At 44.5% G+C, this 17,179-nt stretch carries 15 protein-coding genes and 2 tRNA genes; 2 read left to right on the forward strand and 15 right to left on the reverse strand.

Going from position 1 to position 17,179, the window contains the following annotated elements; all coding sequences use genetic code 11:
• Nucleotides 1–21 precede the first annotated feature (21 nt).
• From infB to rlmE, 10 genes are all read right to left on the reverse strand, one after another.
• Nucleotides 22–2,739 carry a translation initiation factor IF-2 gene (gene infB / locus HW45_RS05915; RefSeq protein WP_038225495.1) on the reverse strand — a complete coding sequence of 906 codons (2,718 nt, stop codon included), beginning with the start codon at nt 2,737–2,739 and terminating at the stop codon, nt 22–24.
• Between the two features lie 22 nt (nt 2,740–2,761).
• A complete protein-coding gene (nusA, locus tag HW45_RS05920) occupies nt 2,762–4,249 on the reverse strand; it encodes a transcription termination factor NusA (RefSeq protein ID WP_038225496.1) in 1,488 nt (495 codons plus the stop codon).
• 33 nt (nt 4,250–4,282) lie between these two features.
• Nucleotides 4,283–4,738, reverse strand: coding sequence for a ribosome maturation factor RimP (rimP, locus tag HW45_RS05925; RefSeq protein WP_006072042.1), 456 nt, complete (start codon nt 4,736–4,738; stop codon nt 4,283–4,285).
• A gap of 234 nt (nt 4,739–4,972) precedes the next feature.
• Nucleotides 4,973–5,049: transfer RNA gene (locus tag HW45_RS05930), tRNA-Met, on the reverse strand.
• 55 nt (nt 5,050–5,104) lie between these two features.
• Nucleotides 5,105–5,188, reverse strand: a tRNA-Leu gene (locus HW45_RS05935).
• Between the two features lie 34 nt (nt 5,189–5,222).
• Nucleotides 5,223–5,558, reverse strand: a complete 336-nt coding sequence (gene secG, locus HW45_RS05940) for a preprotein translocase subunit SecG (RefSeq protein WP_006075643.1) — start codon at nt 5,556–5,558, stop codon at nt 5,223–5,225.
• A 280-nt stretch (nt 5,559–5,838) separates the two neighbouring features.
• Nucleotides 5,839–7,176 (reverse strand): phosphoglucosamine mutase, encoded by a 1,338-nt coding sequence (glmM, locus tag HW45_RS05945; protein ID WP_038225498.1) that lies wholly within the window; start codon nt 7,174–7,176, stop codon nt 5,839–5,841.
• A gap of 22 nt (nt 7,177–7,198) precedes the next feature.
• Nucleotides 7,199–8,029: a dihydropteroate synthase gene (gene folP, locus HW45_RS05950; RefSeq protein ID WP_038225500.1), complete on the reverse strand. Its 831-nt coding sequence runs from the start codon at nt 8,027–8,029 to the stop codon at nt 7,199–7,201.
• 55 nt (nt 8,030–8,084) lie between these two features.
• Nucleotides 8,085–10,073: an ATP-dependent zinc metalloprotease FtsH gene (gene ftsH, locus HW45_RS05955; RefSeq protein WP_081875766.1), complete on the reverse strand. Its 1,989-nt coding sequence runs from the start codon at nt 10,071–10,073 to the stop codon at nt 8,085–8,087.
• 97 nt (nt 10,074–10,170) lie between these two features.
• Nucleotides 10,171–10,800 carry a 23S rRNA (uridine(2552)-2'-O)-methyltransferase RlmE gene (gene rlmE / locus HW45_RS05960; protein WP_038225504.1) on the reverse strand — a complete coding sequence of 210 codons (630 nt, stop codon included), beginning with the start codon at nt 10,798–10,800 and terminating at the stop codon, nt 10,171–10,173.
• A gap of 112 nt (nt 10,801–10,912) precedes the next feature.
• Between rlmE and yhbY the strand changes: the two genes are divergently transcribed.
• Complete coding sequence (yhbY, locus tag HW45_RS05965) at nt 10,913–11,209, forward strand: ribosome assembly RNA-binding protein YhbY (protein WP_038225582.1); 297 nt, start codon at nt 10,913–10,915, stop codon at nt 11,207–11,209.
• A 147-nt stretch (nt 11,210–11,356) separates the two neighbouring features.
• Here the strand turns inward: yhbY and greA are convergent, their stop codons facing one another.
• A complete protein-coding gene (gene greA, locus HW45_RS05970) occupies nt 11,357–11,830 on the reverse strand; it encodes a transcription elongation factor GreA (RefSeq protein ID WP_038225505.1) in 474 nt (157 codons plus the stop codon).
• 460 nt (nt 11,831–12,290) lie between these two features.
• Here greA and dacB point away from each other — a divergent pair, with 460 nt between their 5' ends.
• A complete protein-coding gene (dacB, locus tag HW45_RS05975; protein WP_038225506.1) occupies nt 12,291–13,730 on the forward strand; it encodes a serine-type D-Ala-D-Ala carboxypeptidase in 1,440 nt (479 codons plus the stop codon).
• A gap of 33 nt (nt 13,731–13,763) precedes the next feature.
• Here the strand turns inward: dacB and HW45_RS05980 are convergent, their stop codons facing one another.
• From HW45_RS05980 to lspA, 4 genes are all read right to left on the reverse strand, one after another.
• A complete protein-coding gene (locus tag HW45_RS05980) occupies nt 13,764–14,609 on the reverse strand; it encodes a magnesium transporter (RefSeq protein ID WP_038225507.1) in 846 nt (281 codons plus the stop codon).
• A 414-nt stretch (nt 14,610–15,023) separates the two neighbouring features.
• On the reverse strand, nt 15,024–15,968 hold the full coding sequence (ispH, locus tag HW45_RS05985; protein WP_038225508.1) for a 4-hydroxy-3-methylbut-2-enyl diphosphate reductase: 945 nt from the start codon (nt 15,966–15,968) through the stop codon (nt 15,024–15,026).
• A 41-nt stretch (nt 15,969–16,009) separates the two neighbouring features.
• Nucleotides 16,010–16,441 carry an FKBP-type peptidyl-prolyl cis-trans isomerase gene (gene fkpB / locus HW45_RS05990; RefSeq protein ID WP_038225509.1) on the reverse strand — a complete coding sequence of 144 codons (432 nt, stop codon included), beginning with the start codon at nt 16,439–16,441 and terminating at the stop codon, nt 16,010–16,012.
• Between the two features lie 129 nt (nt 16,442–16,570).
• Nucleotides 16,571–17,074, reverse strand: a complete 504-nt coding sequence (gene lspA, locus HW45_RS05995; RefSeq protein WP_038225510.1) for a signal peptidase II — start codon at nt 17,072–17,074, stop codon at nt 16,571–16,573.
• Nucleotides 17,075–17,179: the final 105 nt, after the last annotated feature.

Below are 17,179 nucleotides of genomic sequence, written 5' to 3' on the forward strand. Positions count from 1 at the left end.
ACTGAGTAACGATTTTGTCAATTAGTCTAGAGTACGTTTGATTTCAACGATTTCGAATACTTCGATTTGGTCGCCAACGCGAACATCGTTGTAGTTCTTAACGCCGATACCACACTCGTAACCGTTCTTAACTTCTTGAACGTCATCTTTGAAGCGGCGTAGAGACTCTAGCTCACCTTCGTAGATTACAACGTTATCACGCAGTACGCGGATTGGGTTGTTACGCTTGATAGTACCTTCAGTGACCATACAACCTGCGATAGCGCCAAGTTTTGGAGACTTAAATACGTCACGTACTTCAGCAAGGCCGATGATTTCTTGCTTGAATTCAGGAGCAAGCATACCGCCCATTGCTTGTTTCACTTCGTCAATCAATTGGTAGATGATTGAGTAGTAGCGAAGGTCTAGGTTTTCTGTTTCAACTGCACGACGAGCAGATGCGTCAGCACGTACGTTGAAGCCTAGGATGATAGCGTTAGATGCTGCTGCAAGTACTGCATCAGTTTCTGTAATACCACCAACACCAGAACCTACGATGTTTACTTTAACTTCGTCAGTAGACAGTTTCAGTAGCGAGTCTGCGATTGCTTCTACAGAACCTTGTACGTCTGCTTTCAGTACTACGTTAAGCTCAGCAACGTCACCAGCTGTCATGTTAGAGAACATGTTTTCTAGTTTCGCTTTTTGCTGACGCGCAAGTTTCACGTCACGGAATTTACCTTGACGGTAGTTTGCTACTTCACGAGCTTTACGCTCATCACGTACTACAGTCGCTTCGTCACCTGATGATGGCACACCAGATAGACCCAAGATTTCTACAGGGATAGAAGGACCAGCTTCTGTTACTTCTTTACCTAGTTCATCACGCATTGCACGTACACGGCCGTATTCTTGACCACATAGTACGATGTCGCCCTTGCGTAGAGTACCTGATTGAACAAGTACAGTAGCAACAGGACCACGGCCTTTATCTAGGAATGATTCAACAACCACGCCCGATGCCATACCGTCAGCAACGGCTGTTAGCTCTAGTACTTCAGATTGAAGCAGGATAGCTTCTAGAAGACCGTCAATGTTAGTACCTTGTTTCGCAGAGATGTGAACGAACATGTTCTCACCGCCCCACTCTTCAGGAATAACATCGTACTGTGCCAGCTCGTTCTTAACGTTATCTGGGTTCGCGTCTTCTTTATCGATCTTGTTTACAGCAACGATTAGAGGTACACCTGCCGCTTTCGCGTGCTGGATAGCTTCAACCGTTTGTGGCATTACGCCATCGTCCGCAGCAACTACAAGAACCACGATATCTGTCGCTTGAGCACCACGAGCACGCATAGCAGTAAACGCCGCGTGTCCTGGAGTATCAAGGAAGGTGATCATACCGTTTTCAGTTTCAACGTGGTATGCACCGATGTGCTGTGTAATACCACCCGCTTCGCCAGAAGCAACGTGTGTACGACGAATGTAGTCAAGTGTTGAAGTCTTACCGTGGTCAACGTGACCCATGATAGTAACAACTGGAGCACGAGATACGGCTTCAGACGTTGCATCACGATCAGACAGTACTGCTTCTTCCAGTTCGTTCTCTTTGCGAAGAACAACTTTGTGACCCATTTCTTCAGCAACAAGTTGAGCTGTCTCTTGGTCAATCACTTGGTTGATTGTCGCCATTGCACCCATTTTCATCATTACTTTGATGACTTCAGTGCCTTTAACTGACATCTTCTGAGCTAGCTCAGAAACCACGATTGTCTCACCAATTACAACGTCTTGCTTAGCAACGGTCGCTGTCTTATCGAAGCCGTGCTGCATAGAAGTTGGTTTAGCCAACTTACCTTTTTTGCCACGTTGGTTACGACCACCGCGACCGCCACGTGAATCATCACGCTCTTGTGCAGATTTCTTCTTACGACGACGAGGTGCTTTCTCTTCGCTGCGGTCTTGAGCGTCTTCCGCTTCACGAGCGTAAGTTGAAGTCGTTGTGTGATAGTCAGCTTTTTCGCTGTCTTTTGACTTCTTCTCTTCCTCAGACCAACGAGCTGCATTTTCTTCAGCCAGTTTACGAGCTTCTTCTGCTAGACGAGCCGCTTCAGCTTCTGCCTTGCGCTGCGCCTCTTCTTCTTGACGGCGCTTCAGCTCGTCCGCTTCTTTCTTCGCTTCAGCATTCTTTGCGTTCATTTGTTTCTTAGCCTTTTCCGCTTCGTCGCGCTTTTCTGCTGTTGATTCTGCGTTGCGTTTATCATCCGCTTCACGTTTTGCTTTTTCCTCAGCTAAACGTTTCTCTTCGGCTTCTCGCTTTGCTTTCTCTTCAGCTTCGCGCTGTGCTTTTTCTGCAGCTTCACGTTTGGCTAGCTCTTCGGCTTCACGTTGTGCACGCTCTTCCGCCTCACGATTTGCTGCTTCCTCAGCTTCACGTTTTGCTTGCTCGTCGATCGCACTGCGTTTTACATAAGTGCGCTTCTTACGCACTTCTACCTGTACATCTTTGCTTTTACCGCCACCTGCAGAAACAGATAACGTGCTACGAGTCTTACGTTGTAGTGTAAGACGTGTAGGCTCAGCATCGCCCGATGTATCACCATGTTCTTTTTTCAGGTGAGTAAGAAGCGTTTGCTTCTCTTCATCGTTCACCTGATCGCTCTCTGATTTGTTAAGACCAGCATCAGCAAGTTGTTCAATTAGGCGATCCACTGGCGTACCAATTTCTTCGCTAAGTGCTTTAACCGTAAGTTTTGTCATGCAACTACCTCCTTGCTGATTATTATTCTTCGTCGCCGAACCAACAGATGTTACGTGCAGCCATGATTAGCTCACCTGCGCGCTCTTCTGTTAACCCTTCAATACCCTCTAACTCGTCTACACCTTGGTCTGCAAGATCTTCAAGCGTAGCTACACCTTTGGCAGCTAGTTTAAATGCCATTTCACGCTCAAGACCTTCTAGTGCTAGTAGGTCTTCTGCTGGTTCAACACCTTCAAATGACTCTTCTTGAGCAAGCGCAAGTGTCGTTAGGGCATCTTTTGCACGGCTACGAAGTTCTTCTACAAGCTCTTCGTTTAAGCCGTCGATTTCTAGAAGTTCATTCACTGGCACGTATGCCACTTCTTCTAGTGTTGAGAAGCCTTCTTCAACCAGCATTTCTGCAAAGTCTTGCTCGATGTCGAGGTGCTTCATAAAGTTTTCGATAGAAGCAACAGCTTCTTCTTGGTGTTTCTTCTGTAGGTCTGCAACTGTCATTACGTTCAGTTCCCAACCCGTTAGTTGAGACGCTAGACGTACGTTTTGACCACTACGACCGATAGCTTGTGCTAGGTTGTCTGCTTCAACAGCGATATCCATAGAGTGCGCGTCTTCATCAACGATGATAGAAGCAACATCCGCTGGAGCCATTGCATTGATAACAAACTGTGCTGGGTTATCGTCCCAAAGCACGATATCGATACGCTCACCGCCAAGTTCACCAGAAACAGCTTGAACACGCGCGCCACGCATACCAACACACGCACCCACAGGGTCAATACGACGGTCGTTAGTTTTCACAGCGATCTTAGCGCGAGAACCAGGATCGCGAGCTGCGCCCTTAAGTTCAATTAGCTCTTCTGCAATTTCCGGCACTTCAACACGGAATAGCTCTGCAAGCATTTCAGGCTTAGAACGAGTAATGAATAGTTGGAAACCGCGAGCTTCTGGTGCCACTTTGTATAGAAGACCACGTACACGGTCGCCCGGACGGAAGTTCTCACGAGGTAATTGATCATCACGCAAAATAACCGCTTCAGCGTTGTTACCAAGGTCTAGAATAATAGTGTCACGGTTAACTTTCTTAACCACACCTGTCACTAGATCGCCTTCGTTATCAATGAACTGCTCAACGATTTGTGCACGCTCAGCTTCACGTACTTTTTGCACGATAACTTGCTTAGCTGTTTGAGTCGTAATACGGTCAAACGTTACAGAATCGATTTCTTCTTCTACGAAGTCACCAACTTGAATAGATTCATCATCGAATTGAGCTGCTTCAATTGAGATCTCTTTTGTTGGGAACTCAACTTCTTCTACTGCCATCCAACGACGGAATGTTTCGAATTCGCCCGTTTTACGGTCGATAGCTACGCGTACATCAATTTCGATTTCGTGTTTCTTTTTCGTTGATGTTGCTAGCGCAATTTCTAGCGCTTCAAAAATACGCTCACGAGGAACAGCTTTCTCGTTAGAAACTGCTTCTACTACCGCTAAAATTTCTTTACTCATTTATCTAGCCTCTAAGCTTTTATTATTAGGGACCTAAAATTTAGGGATCAGGTTAGCTTTAGAAATGTTACTCAGTGCCATTTCTTCTTCGTTGCCGTCAACAATGATTGTGACAGTCTCGCCTTCAATAGATTGGATTGTACCTTTCCACTTACGACGGTTACCCACAGCCATTTTCAGAACGATGCTGACCTCGTGACCAATAAATTGTTCGTAGTGTGCTGCTTTGAAAAGTGGTCTTTCTAAGCCTGGTGAAGACACCTCTAGGTTATAAGCCACCGTAATTGGGTCTTCAACATCCATTACTGCACTTACTTGATGACTTACTTCTGCGCAAGCATCAACAGTAATACCATCTTCATGGTCGATATAGATACGAAGGGTAGAATGCTCACCAGCACGGATGAACTCTAAACCAACAAGCTCGTAGCCAAGTGCCTCAACAGGCGCTTCGAGCAATTCTGTAAGTTGTCTTTCTAAACCAGTCATTTAACCACTCCAGAAACAAAAAAAGGGCATATAGCCCAATTTAAATTCCAAGCATTTATTCGAGCTTTTCAAAAAGCTCAAATAACAAAAAACCCCGAAAGTCGGGGTTGTTTGTTGCTGGACCCTGATCACTAAGAAAAAGTAACACTCTACACATAGTAGTCAGTGTTTTCTTAGTGTGCAGTGATTTTTTCACACTGCTAAACTTGCAATCCATCAACACTTAGAAAGTATTGGTTGCGGGGGCCGGATTTGAACCGACGACCTTCGGGTTATGAGCCCGACGAGCTACCAAGCTGCTCCACCCCGCGTCCGACTTGCTGAGCATTATACGCTCACCAAACTGTATTACAAGTTTATAAATAATGGTGCCGAGAGAGGGACTCGAACCCTCACACCAAAGGCACTAGCACCTCATGCTAGCGTGTCTACCAATTTCACCATCTCGGCATTTAAGTTAATCGTCTAGTAAATAGCGATTAACTTATTGAGGGATTTCATCACTGCTTTTAGCAGGAACATCACTCGCTGCATCAACTTGCTGTTCAACAACTTGACCTTGAGAAGGGTCAACCCATTGAGACTCACCTTTGTGAGTGTACATGTTGCCAAGTACTAAGCTGATAACAAAAAATACGATTGCAAAAATTGCAGTCATTCGGGTTAGGAAATTCCCTGAGCCACTAGCACCAAACACAGTGTTTGACGCGCCAGCACCGAATGAGGCTCCCATATCTGCGCCTTTACCTTGTTGAATTAACACTAGGCCAATAACACCAAGCGCAGCCAACAGGTAAATCACAAGTAGAACTTGAATCATTTGTCCACCTATGTTCCAAATTGTTGAGCCAGCGCCGCTTTCATTGCTACATGCATTGAAAACCTGGCTATGACCTCCTAAGAGAAGGCGGTGGCAATACTAGCGAATGCCGCACTGACTGACAAGAGAAAAATGACAAAAATCTTTCGCCGAGCCGTTAACCGCTCAAAAAAAAGGCGAAAGCTCAATTATCGTAAATAAGAAGCGGTTAATCATATAGAAAACAAACAAGAACCAAAAGCAATTTTTGGTTCTTGTTAAATATGATAGCCTGCGAAGGTTAGCAGTTTTCTTTTACAATATCGGCAATGCACTGAGCTGAGTCGTTAACCAAAGTTTCGTCCTCACCTTCAACCATAACTCGCAGCAGCGGTTCAGTACCAGATTTACGCAGAAGTACTCGACCTTTATCACCTAGATCTGCTTCTACTTTCTTAACTGCAGCAATAACAGCATCCGCTTCCAATGGATTTGCATCACCGCTAAAGCGAACATTAATCAGTACTTGCGGATACAACGTCATGCCACTTGCTAGTTCATTGAGTGACATTTTCGCACCAACGATAGAAGCCAGTACTTGCAGTGCCGCAACAATCGCATCACCAGTGGTGACTTTATCAAGTAGAATAACGTGCCCAGAGTTTTCAGCACCAATGCGCCAACCTTTCTCTAACAGTTGCTCCATTACGTAACGGTCACCAACTGCTGCGCGAACAAAAGGAATTCCTAACTGCTTAAGGCCGTTTTCCATCCCTAAGTTGGTCATCAATGTACCAACAACACCGCCTTTAAGTTCACCGCGGCGTAGTGCATCGCGAGCAATAATATAAGCGATTTGGTCACCATCGACTTTATTGCCTTGGTGGTCAACCATAATAATGCGGTCGCCATCACCATCAAACGCTAAACCAATATCTGCTTTTTCAGCTACCACTCGAGCTTGTAAGGCACGAACATCCGTTGCGCCAACTTCGTGGTTGATGTTCGTTCCATCTGGTTCAACACCCATTGTGATGATATCAGCACCTAATTCGGCAAACACAGACGGTGCAATTTTGTACGTCGCACCATGAGCACAATCTAGAACGATTTTTAATCCAGCTAAGCTAAGCTCATGTGGGAAAGTACTTTTACAAAATTCAATGTAACGACCAGCGGCATCATTTAGACGGCTTGCTTTACCCAACTCAGCAGATTCAACACATTCAATATCTTTGTCGAGCTCTTCTTCAATAGCCAGTTCAATCGCATCCGGCAGTTTCGTGCCTTCCGAAGAGAAGAACTTAATACCGTTGTCGTAATATGGGTTGTGTGACGCTGAAATCACGATACCAGCTTCGGCACGAAATGTCTGAGTGAGATAAGCAACGGCAGGCGTTGGCAGTGGGCCTGTAAAAATAGCTTTCAGACCTGCCGCAGAAAGACCTGCTTCCAAGGCAGACTCCAACATGTAGCCAGAGATACGAGTATCTTTACCGATGATAACCTTTTTAGTACCTTGTTTTGCGAGTACTCGGCCAGCAGCCCAACCGAGTTTTAGTACAAAGTCTGGTGTGATTGGAAATTGACCAACCTTTCCACGAATACCATCAGTACCAAAATAACGTCGTTGTGACATAGTATTTCCCTAATTTTATTTTTTATATATTTGATTGCATCATCTGGACGATTTTCATCGCTTCGATGGTTTCTTCTGCATCGTGCACACGAATAATTTGCGCACCTTTAGCTGCGGCAAGCGTCGCGCAAGCTAAGCTCCCAGCAAGACAGTCTGCTGGTGCTTTATCAAGTAATTTAAAGATCATCGACTTTCTCGACATGCCCGCCAGTATTGGCAGACCAAACTGGTGAAATTTCTCCAGATGAGCCAGAAGGTGATAATTATGCTCTAGCGTTTTACCAAAACCAAATCCAGGGTCAAGAATCAATTGATCTTTTTTGATTCCCACTTCCTCACAAGCCTTAATGCGCTGTTCTAGAAACTCAGCGACGTCTCCAAGTAAGTCGTTATAAGTTGGATTCGTTTGCATGGTCCTAGGCTGACCTTGCATATGCATTAAGCAGATAGGAACGCCAGCATCAGCCGCAACTTGAAGCGCTCCAGGCTCTTGCAGTGCTCGAACGTCATTGATGATATCCGCACCCGCTTCAATTGCCTTTTGCATCACTTCAGCTTTACTGGTATCGATTGAGATCCAGACATCGTAGCGTTCACGAATCGCTTGGATAATCGGAATCACGCGTGATAATTCTTCCTCAAGTGTCACATCTGGCGCACCAGGACGTGTTGACTCGCCGCCGATATCGATGATCGATACACCAGCTTGAATCATAGATTCAACCTGAGTCAAAGCTGCATCGATCGAATTGAATTTACCGCCATCAGAAAACGAATCAGGGGTAACATTGACGATACCCATGACATGTGGGCGATCCAAAGGGAGGGATTTATTGTTTGCTTTTAAAATCATAGTTGCCATAAACAAGAAAAGCCCCGAGCAAAACTCGGGGCTTATTTATTACTGCTTATTCTGAATCTTTCTTCGTCGTTTCAGAATCTACTTTTTCAGCCTTAACATCGGAGTCAACCGCTGGTGCAGACTCTTCTACTTTAGGCTCAGCTTGTTGCGGTTTCGCTTCCGCTTTTGGCTCTGGAGCACTTTCCTGCTGAGATTTAGCTTGATCACCCCAACCCGCCGGCTCACGAATGTCATCTTTACGTTCCATTAGGTCATCGATTTGACCCGCATCGATGGTTTCGTACTTAACAAGCGCATCTTTCATCGAGTGCATGATGTCCATGTTCTCTTCAAGAATCTTCTTAGCGCGATCATAGTTGCGGTCGATGATCAAACGAACTTCTTCATCAATCAGTTTCGCTGTTTCACCAGATATATGTTTAGTCTGAGTTACACTGCGACCCAAGAATACTTCGCCTTCATCTTCTGCATACAGAAGAGGCCCAAGTTTCTCAGAGAAACCCCATTGAGTAACCATTTTACGAGCGATATCTGTTGCGCGTTCAATATCGTTTGATGCACCTGTAGATACCTTGTCTTTACCGTAGATAAGCTCTTCAGCAAGACGACCGCCGTATAGACTTGAGATCATAGACTCTAGGTGTTGGCGAGACATACTCACACGATCTTGCTCTGGCAGATACATAGTCACACCCAGTGCTCGACCACGTGGAATGATGGAAACCTTATACACTGGATCGTGTTCAGGAACCAAACGACCAACGATCGCGTGACCCGCTTCGTGGTATGCCGTCGACTCTTTGGTTTCTTCCGAAAGCACCATAGAGCGGCGCTCTGCACCCATCATGATCTTATCTTTCGCTAATTCGAACTCGACCATAGATACATTGCGCTTGTTACCGCGCGCCGCAAATAGTGCCGCTTCGTTAACTAGGTTTGCAAGGTCTGCACCAGAGAAGCCCGGAGTACCACGTGCAATCAAAGATGGCTCTACGTCTGACGCTAGAGGCACCTTGCGCATATGTACTTTCAAGATCTGCTCACGGCCACGTACATCTGGTAGACCAACCACAACTTGACGGTCAAAACGACCAGGGCGAAGTAGTGCTGGGTCAAGTACGTCAGGACGGTTAGTTGCTGCGATAACGATGATACCTTCGTTACCTTCAAAGCCATCCATTTCTACCAGCATTTGGTTCAATGTTTGTTCACGTTCATCGTGACCACCACCCACACCAGCTCCACGCTGACGACCTACCGCATCGATCTCATCGATGAAGATAATACAAGGTGCTGCTTTCTTCGCCTGCTCGAACATGTCACGTACACGAGATGCACCCACACCAACGAACATTTCAACGAAATCTGAACCAGAGATAGTGAAGAACGGTACTTTTGCTTCACCAGCAATAGCTTTAGCAAGCAATGTTTTACCAGTACCAGGAGGACCAACCATTAGAACACCAGTTGGAATCTTACCACCCAATTTCTGGAAGCGGCTTGGATCACGTAGGTAATCTACCAGCTCTTTTACGTCTTCTTTTGCTTCATCACAACCTGCAACATCAGCAAACGTGGTTTTGATCTGCTCTTCACTCATCATACGAGCTTTGCTCTTACCAAACGACATGGCACCTTTACCACCGCCGCCTTGCATTTGACGCATGAAGAAAATCCAAACACCAATAAGAAGAATCATTGGGAACCATGAGATAAAGATAGTGCCCAATAGGCTTTGTTCTTCTGGTGGTGTCCCTGAAACTTTTACGTTTTGGTTAATTAGGTCATCAAGTAGCTTTTGATCATAAACTGGCATGTAAGTCACAAAGCGACTGCCACCGCCACGGCGAGTAAAGGTTATCTCGCTGTCTTTAAATTGAGCTTCTTGAATCTGGCCATTGCCAACTTCCTGTACGAACGTGGTGTAATCTACCGCTCGACCGTTGCTTTCGCCTGGTCCAAAGCTTTGGAATACCGACATCAACACAACGGCGATGACTAACCACAAAATTAAATTCTTTGCCATGTCACTCAAGGTGTCAGCCTCTCGATAACTAATTGTAATTAAAGGTAGGGTACTACAGTTTTTCGGCTGTAGCTACATTGTTAATTTTGTCTTTGTAAACTAATGTTCAGCCTTTGAAACCATTAGCTACAATAAACACCTCACGAGAGCGAGCTCTAGATGAGTCTGGTTTGCGAATCTTCACTACTTTGAAGGCATCGCGCACCTGTTTGACGTACTCATCAAATCCTTCACCTTGGAACACTTTCACTACGAAACTGCCGCCTGGTGCCAAAGTTTGATGACACATATCTAATGCTAGTTCAACAAGATACATTGCTCTAGGCTGATCGACAGATAAGTTACCTGCCATGTTAGGAGCCATATCAGACATTACTACGTCGACCATATCCGGTTGGATTCTTTCGAGTAGTGCATTTAGAACTGCTTCTTCTCGAAAGTCCCCTTGAAGAAAGCTTACACCTGATATTGGATCCATCGGCAATAAATCACAAGCAATTACCTGCCCTTCATCACCTAAAACCTTTGCGGCATATTGGGACCAGCCACCGGGAGCTGCGCCTAAGTCGACAACTGTCATCCCAGGTTTCAGTAGCTTATCTTTATTTTGAATCTCTTCAATCTTAAAGATAGCACGAGAGCGGTAACCTTTTCTTCTGGCTTCATTCGCATATTTATCATCAAAATGCTCTTTCAACCAACGACCAGAACTGGCCGAATGTTTTTGCTTACTCATTCAAATTCCAACTCAATAAGGGCACGCCCTCAGAATAAAGTATAGTCTTCGTCATTAGATGGCGTTAAAATACGACTTTTCAACCCTAATAGTAAATAAATTTGGCCGCGTTATGAACCTAAGCACCAAACAAAAGCAGCACCTAAAAGGCCTAGCACACGCACTTAAACCTGTCGTGCTTCTAGGCGCAAATGGACTAACAGAGGCTGTTCTAGCGGAAGTAGAAATCGCTCTTGACCACCACGAACTGATTAAAGTGAAAGTGGCATCAGAAGACCGTGAAACTAAGCTACTGATAATCGACGCGATTGTGCGCGAAACTAAAGCTGAAAAAGTTCAAGTTATCGGTAAGACGCTTGTTCTTTACCGTCAGTCAGAGCAAAAGAAAATCGAACTGCCACGCAAATAATTTGCCCACCGTTTGATTTGATTGAAACATTTTGTTTCAAAGTGGAAAAGGTCGCAACAGCGGCCTTTTCATTTTTCTTACATCCTGAACTCGTATCTCATCTACAAAAAAAGCCGCTCTTGGCGACTTTTTCTCTGTGAAATCAGCTTAAATATAAGCAACTTTATCGATTTCAAAATCTTTTTGACCGCCTGGAGTCACGATAGTCACTTCATCGCCTTCCATTTTGCCAATCAATCCACGTGCAATTGGGGAGCTCACTGAAATACGGCCTGACTTAATGTCAGCTTCGTCATCACCAACGATTTGGTAAGTCTGTTCAGCGTCAGTATCGATATCAATCAAAGTCACTGTAGAGCCGAAGATGATCTTGCCAGAGTTGTCTAGCTTAGTCACATCAATAACCTGAGCTACAGAGAGTTTATATTCAATATCACGAATTTGAGCTTCACAGATGCCTTGCTCTTCACGCGCAGCATGATACTCAGCATTTTCTTTTAGGTCGCCTAGCTCACGAGCTTCAGCGATTGCTTCAGAAATTTGTGGGCGAAGCTTAAGTAGACGATCTAAATCTTCACGTAGCTGTTGTTCGCCACGTACAGTCATTGGAACCTTTTCCATTTTAACAACCTCTTTTCCAAAGCAGACTTTGGACAATAAAACCCTACTCAAGCGAGCCTGAGTACAATTTAAAAAATAACTGGATTAAGCCTAGTGTAATCAAAGTGCGTAGACAAATCACTGAAATTCACACATTCGTTCATTGATGCTAGAAACAATCAATCATCGTAAGATTCACAATTGCGACGACTATCTGTGTGTTTCGAAGTGAACACTGGCTCTATTCTGCCTTAAGTTCGAAAGCTTAGTGGTCAGCAAGACAATATAGCTTAGGTCTCTTAGCATACGCAAGGTCAACTCAACTAAGTTGAGATTTATATTGTCAACAAATGCATATCGTATTTCACTGTCTACCTTGAGATGAAAACTTCATAGATTCCTTCGATAATTTATCACTTTATCTCGACTTAATAGGTTGTTAGCCTACATTAAAAATAAGCCCAACTTAACGAACCGACTTATGAAATCCAAATGCTTGCTCACTGCATTAATGATGCTACCTTTTTCCTCTTTCGCTACTGGTGTCGACGCGACTCAGTACTTGCCAGATGGTAGCCGCAACGCATTACTTTTAGCGCCATTACATTCACCAACAGAAACGCTCATCTCACTGGATGCCGACCAGTTTTTTCCCCCCGCTAGCACGCTTAAAGTGGTCACTGCGCTCGCAGCAAAGCTCGCTCTACCCAATGATTTTCGTTTTGAAACAGTGCTATCACACTCTAAAAACACCTTAATTATTCGCTATACAGGCGATCCAACTTTTAGTCGCGAAGCACTAAGAACGATGCTAAAAGAAGCTAAATCAAGTGTTGGTAAGAACATCGATACGATCTGGCTTGATGATACAGTGTTCAGCGGATACGAAAGAGCTGTAGGGTGGCCATGGGATATTCTCGGTGTCTGTTATAGCGCCCCATCTTCAGCGATCACCTTAGATGGTAACTGTGTCCAAGGTGCACTTTATACCAATAAAGATGGCACTACTCGGGTAAATGTTCCTGCTCATCAGCCTATTACTGTCTCTACTTCTGCCGTTAGTCTTTCTAAACAAGATCAAGAACAAGCTCACTGCGACCTCGAACTTCAATTTGATGGACAAAACCACTACTCAATTGGTGGTTGTGTGGTCAATAGAAGTGCCCCCTTGCCACTTAAGTTTGCTGTCGCCTCACCCGATTTATTTACCTCAAAAGTTATCAAAGCAGAACTCAAGCGTTTAGACATGAATCTTAAAGGTGAGATAAAGATTGGTAATCCTGAGATAGCGGATGAGCAGCCACTATTTATCCAGCGCTCAAAACCGCTTCCTGAGTTATTGGCCGTGATGCTTCAAGACTCCAATAACCTCTATGCCGACAATATTACCAAAACACTCGGCGCTCGCTATTACGGTCAGGCGGGCTCATTTAATAACGGAACAGCAGCAATTAAAGAGATTTTGCGGACTAAAGCAGGTATTGATATTCAATCTGCCGTGCTTGAAGACGGGTCTGGGCTTTCACGCAATAATCGTCTTACTGCCAACCAAATGCAGCAAGTATTGCGCTACATCTATGATAATGACAGCACGTTAAAACTCATCAAGCTTATGCCCGTTTCCGGCAACAATGGTACATTGAAATATCGCTCTAGTATGAGAAAGGCTCCTATCAAAGGCGCGCTTATCGCCAAAAGTGGGTCGCTATTTGGAACTTACAATATGATGGGGTATGGCCTTGATGATAAGGGGAAACCAGAAAGTCTATTTGTACAATTTGTCACTGACTATCACCCTCAAAAGCCGAAAACGAAAACTCCCACTATTTCACCATTAACGCAGTTTGAGCAGAGCTACTATCGCCAAGTAGTAGACTATAGCTACTCTTTGGGACGTTCAAAAAACAAAGCGCAGCCGTAGCTGCGCTTTACTTAAGTGACTCTTCACACAGATTTAGGATAAACCTAAGAAGTGATTCACAACAGTGAAGTAGATCCACATACCCGAAATATCAACAATCGAAGCCAGTACTGGGCTCACCAGTACTGCTGGATCTAACTTAAAGACTCGAGCAATAATAGGTAATACGCCACCTAGGGTCGTTGATACCGTTACCTGAATAAACAACGCGACTGCAATGGCCATGGCAATTAAATGGATATCAAAACCACCGGCTGAGTTCACATCACCAAAGACGAGAATTCGACCAACCATCACTAAAGCAACCGCCGCCGCAAGACAGACTGCGACTCGGCTTTCTTTCCAAAGTACCTCTAACCACTGCCGCTTTCTTAACTCTCCTGTTGCCAGAGCACGAATCACCAATGTCGCTGCTTGGGTACCAGTATTACCACCAGCAGCAGCTATTACAGGCATATAGACGGCTAATAGTACTAGTTGGCTAAGCGTATCTTCGTACTGAGCAATAATAAGACCCGAGACAATCCCTAACAGTGCCAACGTAATGATCCAACCAATGCGTTGCTTTACGTGTTCCAGAACACCTGTTGTCAGATAACCACCTGTGGTCTCTGCTTCAGAGTGAATCAGTCCCAATTGGTGAGCAAAATGCCTGGCTCGTCTATCATGGCCTTGCAAGTCGAGTTGTTCGATTAAATATTGCACCTGCCCTAAAGCACAGTGTTGCAACACACCAACGGCTTCGTCTATTGGCATCACGGTCAATAGGTTCAATTGCTGTGCTGTGTCGTATTTCAAAAATGCTTGAGTTGCCGCACTGATTTCTTCTTCTGAAAACAGTGGCGCATTCTCAATATAAGTATTGTTCATTACCGTCATGGCGAATCTCCCGATTAGCGTTGGTAACGACCATCAAACGTCAAAATAATAGCCTTACACGCAAATGTGCAGACGTCTTAACGAAATAGCAGAAAGGAGAAAAATAACGATAAGTTATTAAAAGGAAAGGAGCCCTACCTCGAAGGTAGGTACGAAGATCGCAATTACCGACGAGTTGTTACTTTTCTCCCTTGATACTAGGAGGATGGTCGGTATTGTTCATAGTTATCTCCGAAAAAACTATCGATTCGATAGCGGCGCTAGGATACCAAAAATCGTCAATGAGTAAAGGTGATTATCTTAGTTGAAACGATTTTTTACCTTTCGTAATCTTTACGCAATGATTTATAAAGCTGCCTTAGTAATATCAATACTTAATAAAAAAACGCCGCATCATGATGCGGCGTTTTCATGTTAATCAACCTGCTTGATTTGCAGCTCTCTAGGAACTTCAAAGAACATGTTTTCTTCTCTTCCTAACACTTCTTCAACGTCATCTGCACCCAAGTCTTTAATTTTATCAATGATCTGATTCACGAGCTCTTCAGGAGCTGAAGCGCCCGCCGTTACGCCCACTAACCCCTTACTTTCAAACCAAGATGCCTCAATCAAGTCTGGAGTATCAGTGAGATAAGCCGGTGTCCCCAGCTTTTCCGCAAGTTCTTTAAGACGAGTGGAGTTCGATGAGTTTGTTGAACCAACAACAACCATCACATCCACGGCTTGTGCTAGCTCTCGGACTGCATCTTGACGGTTTTGTGTCGCGTAGCAAATATCATCTTTGCGAGGCCCTTGAATCTCTGGGAACACTTCACGCAGCTTTTCGATCACATCGGCCGTTTCATCCACAGATAAGGTCGTTTGACTAACATAATGAAGGTTACTTGGATCGTTTACCTTAAGCGTAAGAACATCTTCTGGTCGCTCAACAAGGTACATTCCGCCAGTCTCACTAGAGTATTGCCCCATTGTGCCTTCCACTTCTGGATGACCAGCATGGCCAATTAGAACGACTTCCATGTTTTTACGACTGGCGCGTGCTACTTCCATATGAACTTTCGTTACCAGAGGGCACGTTGCATCAAACACGGTAAGAGCACGTTGCTTAGCTTCTTTACGAACCGCTTGGGAAACACCATGAGCAGAAAATATCACGATGTTGTCGTCTGGCACTTCGCTGAGTTCTTCCACGAAGATTGCACCGCGCTGTTTTAGACCTTCTACCACAAATCGGTTGTGAACCACTTCATGACGAACATAAATTGGCGGCTGATACATTTCTAAAGCACGCTCCACAATACTGATCGCTCTGTCTACGCCGGCGCAAAAGCCTCGTGGGTTTGCTAACTTAATTTTCATTTCATTACTCATTGATCAACCGCTTCTACTTACTCTGCTTGCTATTCTACTTCGAGAATTTCCACTTCAAATGTCACGTCTTGTCCGGCCAACGGGTGATTAAAATCAACCGTTACAGAATCACCAGCAATATCGGTAATAATGCCAGGAATCTCCATACCATCAGGACCAGAGAAGGCCATTATTGTACCGACTTCCACCTCAGAGTCACCCACAAACTTCGCTCTGTCCATATGATGAATATTGTCTGGATTCGGCATACCAAAAGCGTCTTCTGCTTTCAGCTCGATAGCTTTATTCTCGTTCACTGATAAACCGATCAGACAACTTTCAAAGTTCTCACTTAAACTTCCGTCACCAATAATAAACTTAGCGGGTTTGCCCATATTATGGGTGCTATCTGCGACTGAGCCATCCTTCAATTTAATGGTGAAATGTAGAGTGACCGCACTATCTTGGGAAATTTTACTCACGTTACTGCTTCCTTTGCTTTCAAAGAGTCTTGGTATTGCTCTTTGTTATTTGTCGTTTCGTTATCGCTATTGTTATATAAAAAAGCGCCGTGCATATCAACGCACAGCGCTTAAGGTTATTGGAAATTATTACTTCGCTTCTTTGTTGCGAAAGCTATCAATGATAATCATCCCGGCACCGAGACAGATAGCCATATCAGCTAAATTGAAAGCTGGCCAATGGTATGTTCCCCAGTAAAAGTCTAGGTAATCAACAACAAAGCCATGTACAACACGGTCAAACACATTACCAACCGCCCCACCAATGATCATGGCATAAGCAATATTGTTCCACTTTTCTTTCGCTGGGAGCTTGCTCATCCAATAGGTTAATAGCCCCGTAACAATAAACGCAATACCAGTGAACAGCCAACGCTGCCATCCTGCTTGTTCGCTTAGAAAACTAAACGCAGCACCATAGTTGTGAACGTACAGTAAATTGAAAAATGGCAGGATTTCAATGCGATTTGCCCAGCCATATCCCATATTGTCCATAACAACCAGCTTGATGCTAATGTCGGCAATAAAAATGACAATGGCCAACCAAAGCCAGCGTACACCTGATTGCTTAAAGGTAATTGTTGTTTCGCTCATTCCAATCCTTAAATTGTCATGCTTAAACAAGCATAAGAAAAGTACTAGCTAAAAGTAGCCCCAGTAAAAACTGGGGCTGTCATATTAGTTAAAAGTTCCGTTGGC

The sequence above is a fragment of the Vibrio sp. ER1A genome (assembly GCF_000733315.1).
Taxonomy (GTDB): domain Bacteria; phylum Pseudomonadota; class Gammaproteobacteria; order Enterobacterales; family Vibrionaceae; genus Vibrio; species Vibrio mediterranei.

Coding starts and splice junctions, on each gene's coding strand:
- infB (WP_038225495.1), bottom strand. CDS start 2,739: ATGACAAAACTTACGGTTAAAGCACTTAGCGAAGAAATTGGTACGCCA.
- nusA (WP_038225496.1), bottom strand. CDS start 4,249: ATGAGTAAAGAAATTTTAGCGGTAGTAGAAGCAGTTTCTAACGAGAAA.
- rimP (WP_006072042.1), bottom strand. CDS start 4,738: ATGACTGGTTTAGAAAGACAACTTACAGAATTGCTCGAAGCGCCTGTT.
- secG (WP_006075643.1), bottom strand. CDS start 5,558: ATGATTCAAGTTCTACTTGTGATTTACCTGTTGGCTGCGCTTGGTGTT.
- glmM (WP_038225498.1), bottom strand. CDS start 7,176: ATGTCACAACGACGTTATTTTGGTACTGATGGTATTCGTGGAAAGGTT.
- folP (WP_038225500.1), bottom strand. CDS start 8,029: ATGATTTTAAAAGCAAACAATAAATCCCTCCCTTTGGATCGCCCACAT.
- rlmE (WP_038225504.1), bottom strand. CDS start 10,800: ATGAGTAAGCAAAAACATTCGGCCAGTTCTGGTCGTTGGTTGAAAGAG.
- yhbY (WP_038225582.1), top strand. CDS start 10,913: ATGAACCTAAGCACCAAACAAAAGCAGCACCTAAAAGGCCTAGCACAC.
- greA (WP_038225505.1), bottom strand. CDS start 11,830: ATGGAAAAGGTTCCAATGACTGTACGTGGCGAACAACAGCTACGTGAA.
- dacB (WP_038225506.1), top strand. CDS start 12,291: ATGAAATCCAAATGCTTGCTCACTGCATTAATGATGCTACCTTTTTCC.
- HW45_RS05980 (WP_038225507.1), bottom strand. CDS start 14,609: ATGACGGTAATGAACAATACTTATATTGAGAATGCGCCACTGTTTTCA.
- ispH (WP_038225508.1), bottom strand. CDS start 15,968: ATGAAAATTAAGTTAGCAAACCCACGAGGCTTTTGCGCCGGCGTAGAC.
- lspA (WP_038225510.1), bottom strand. CDS start 17,074: ATGAGCGAAACAACAATTACCTTTAAGCAATCAGGTGTACGCTGGCTT.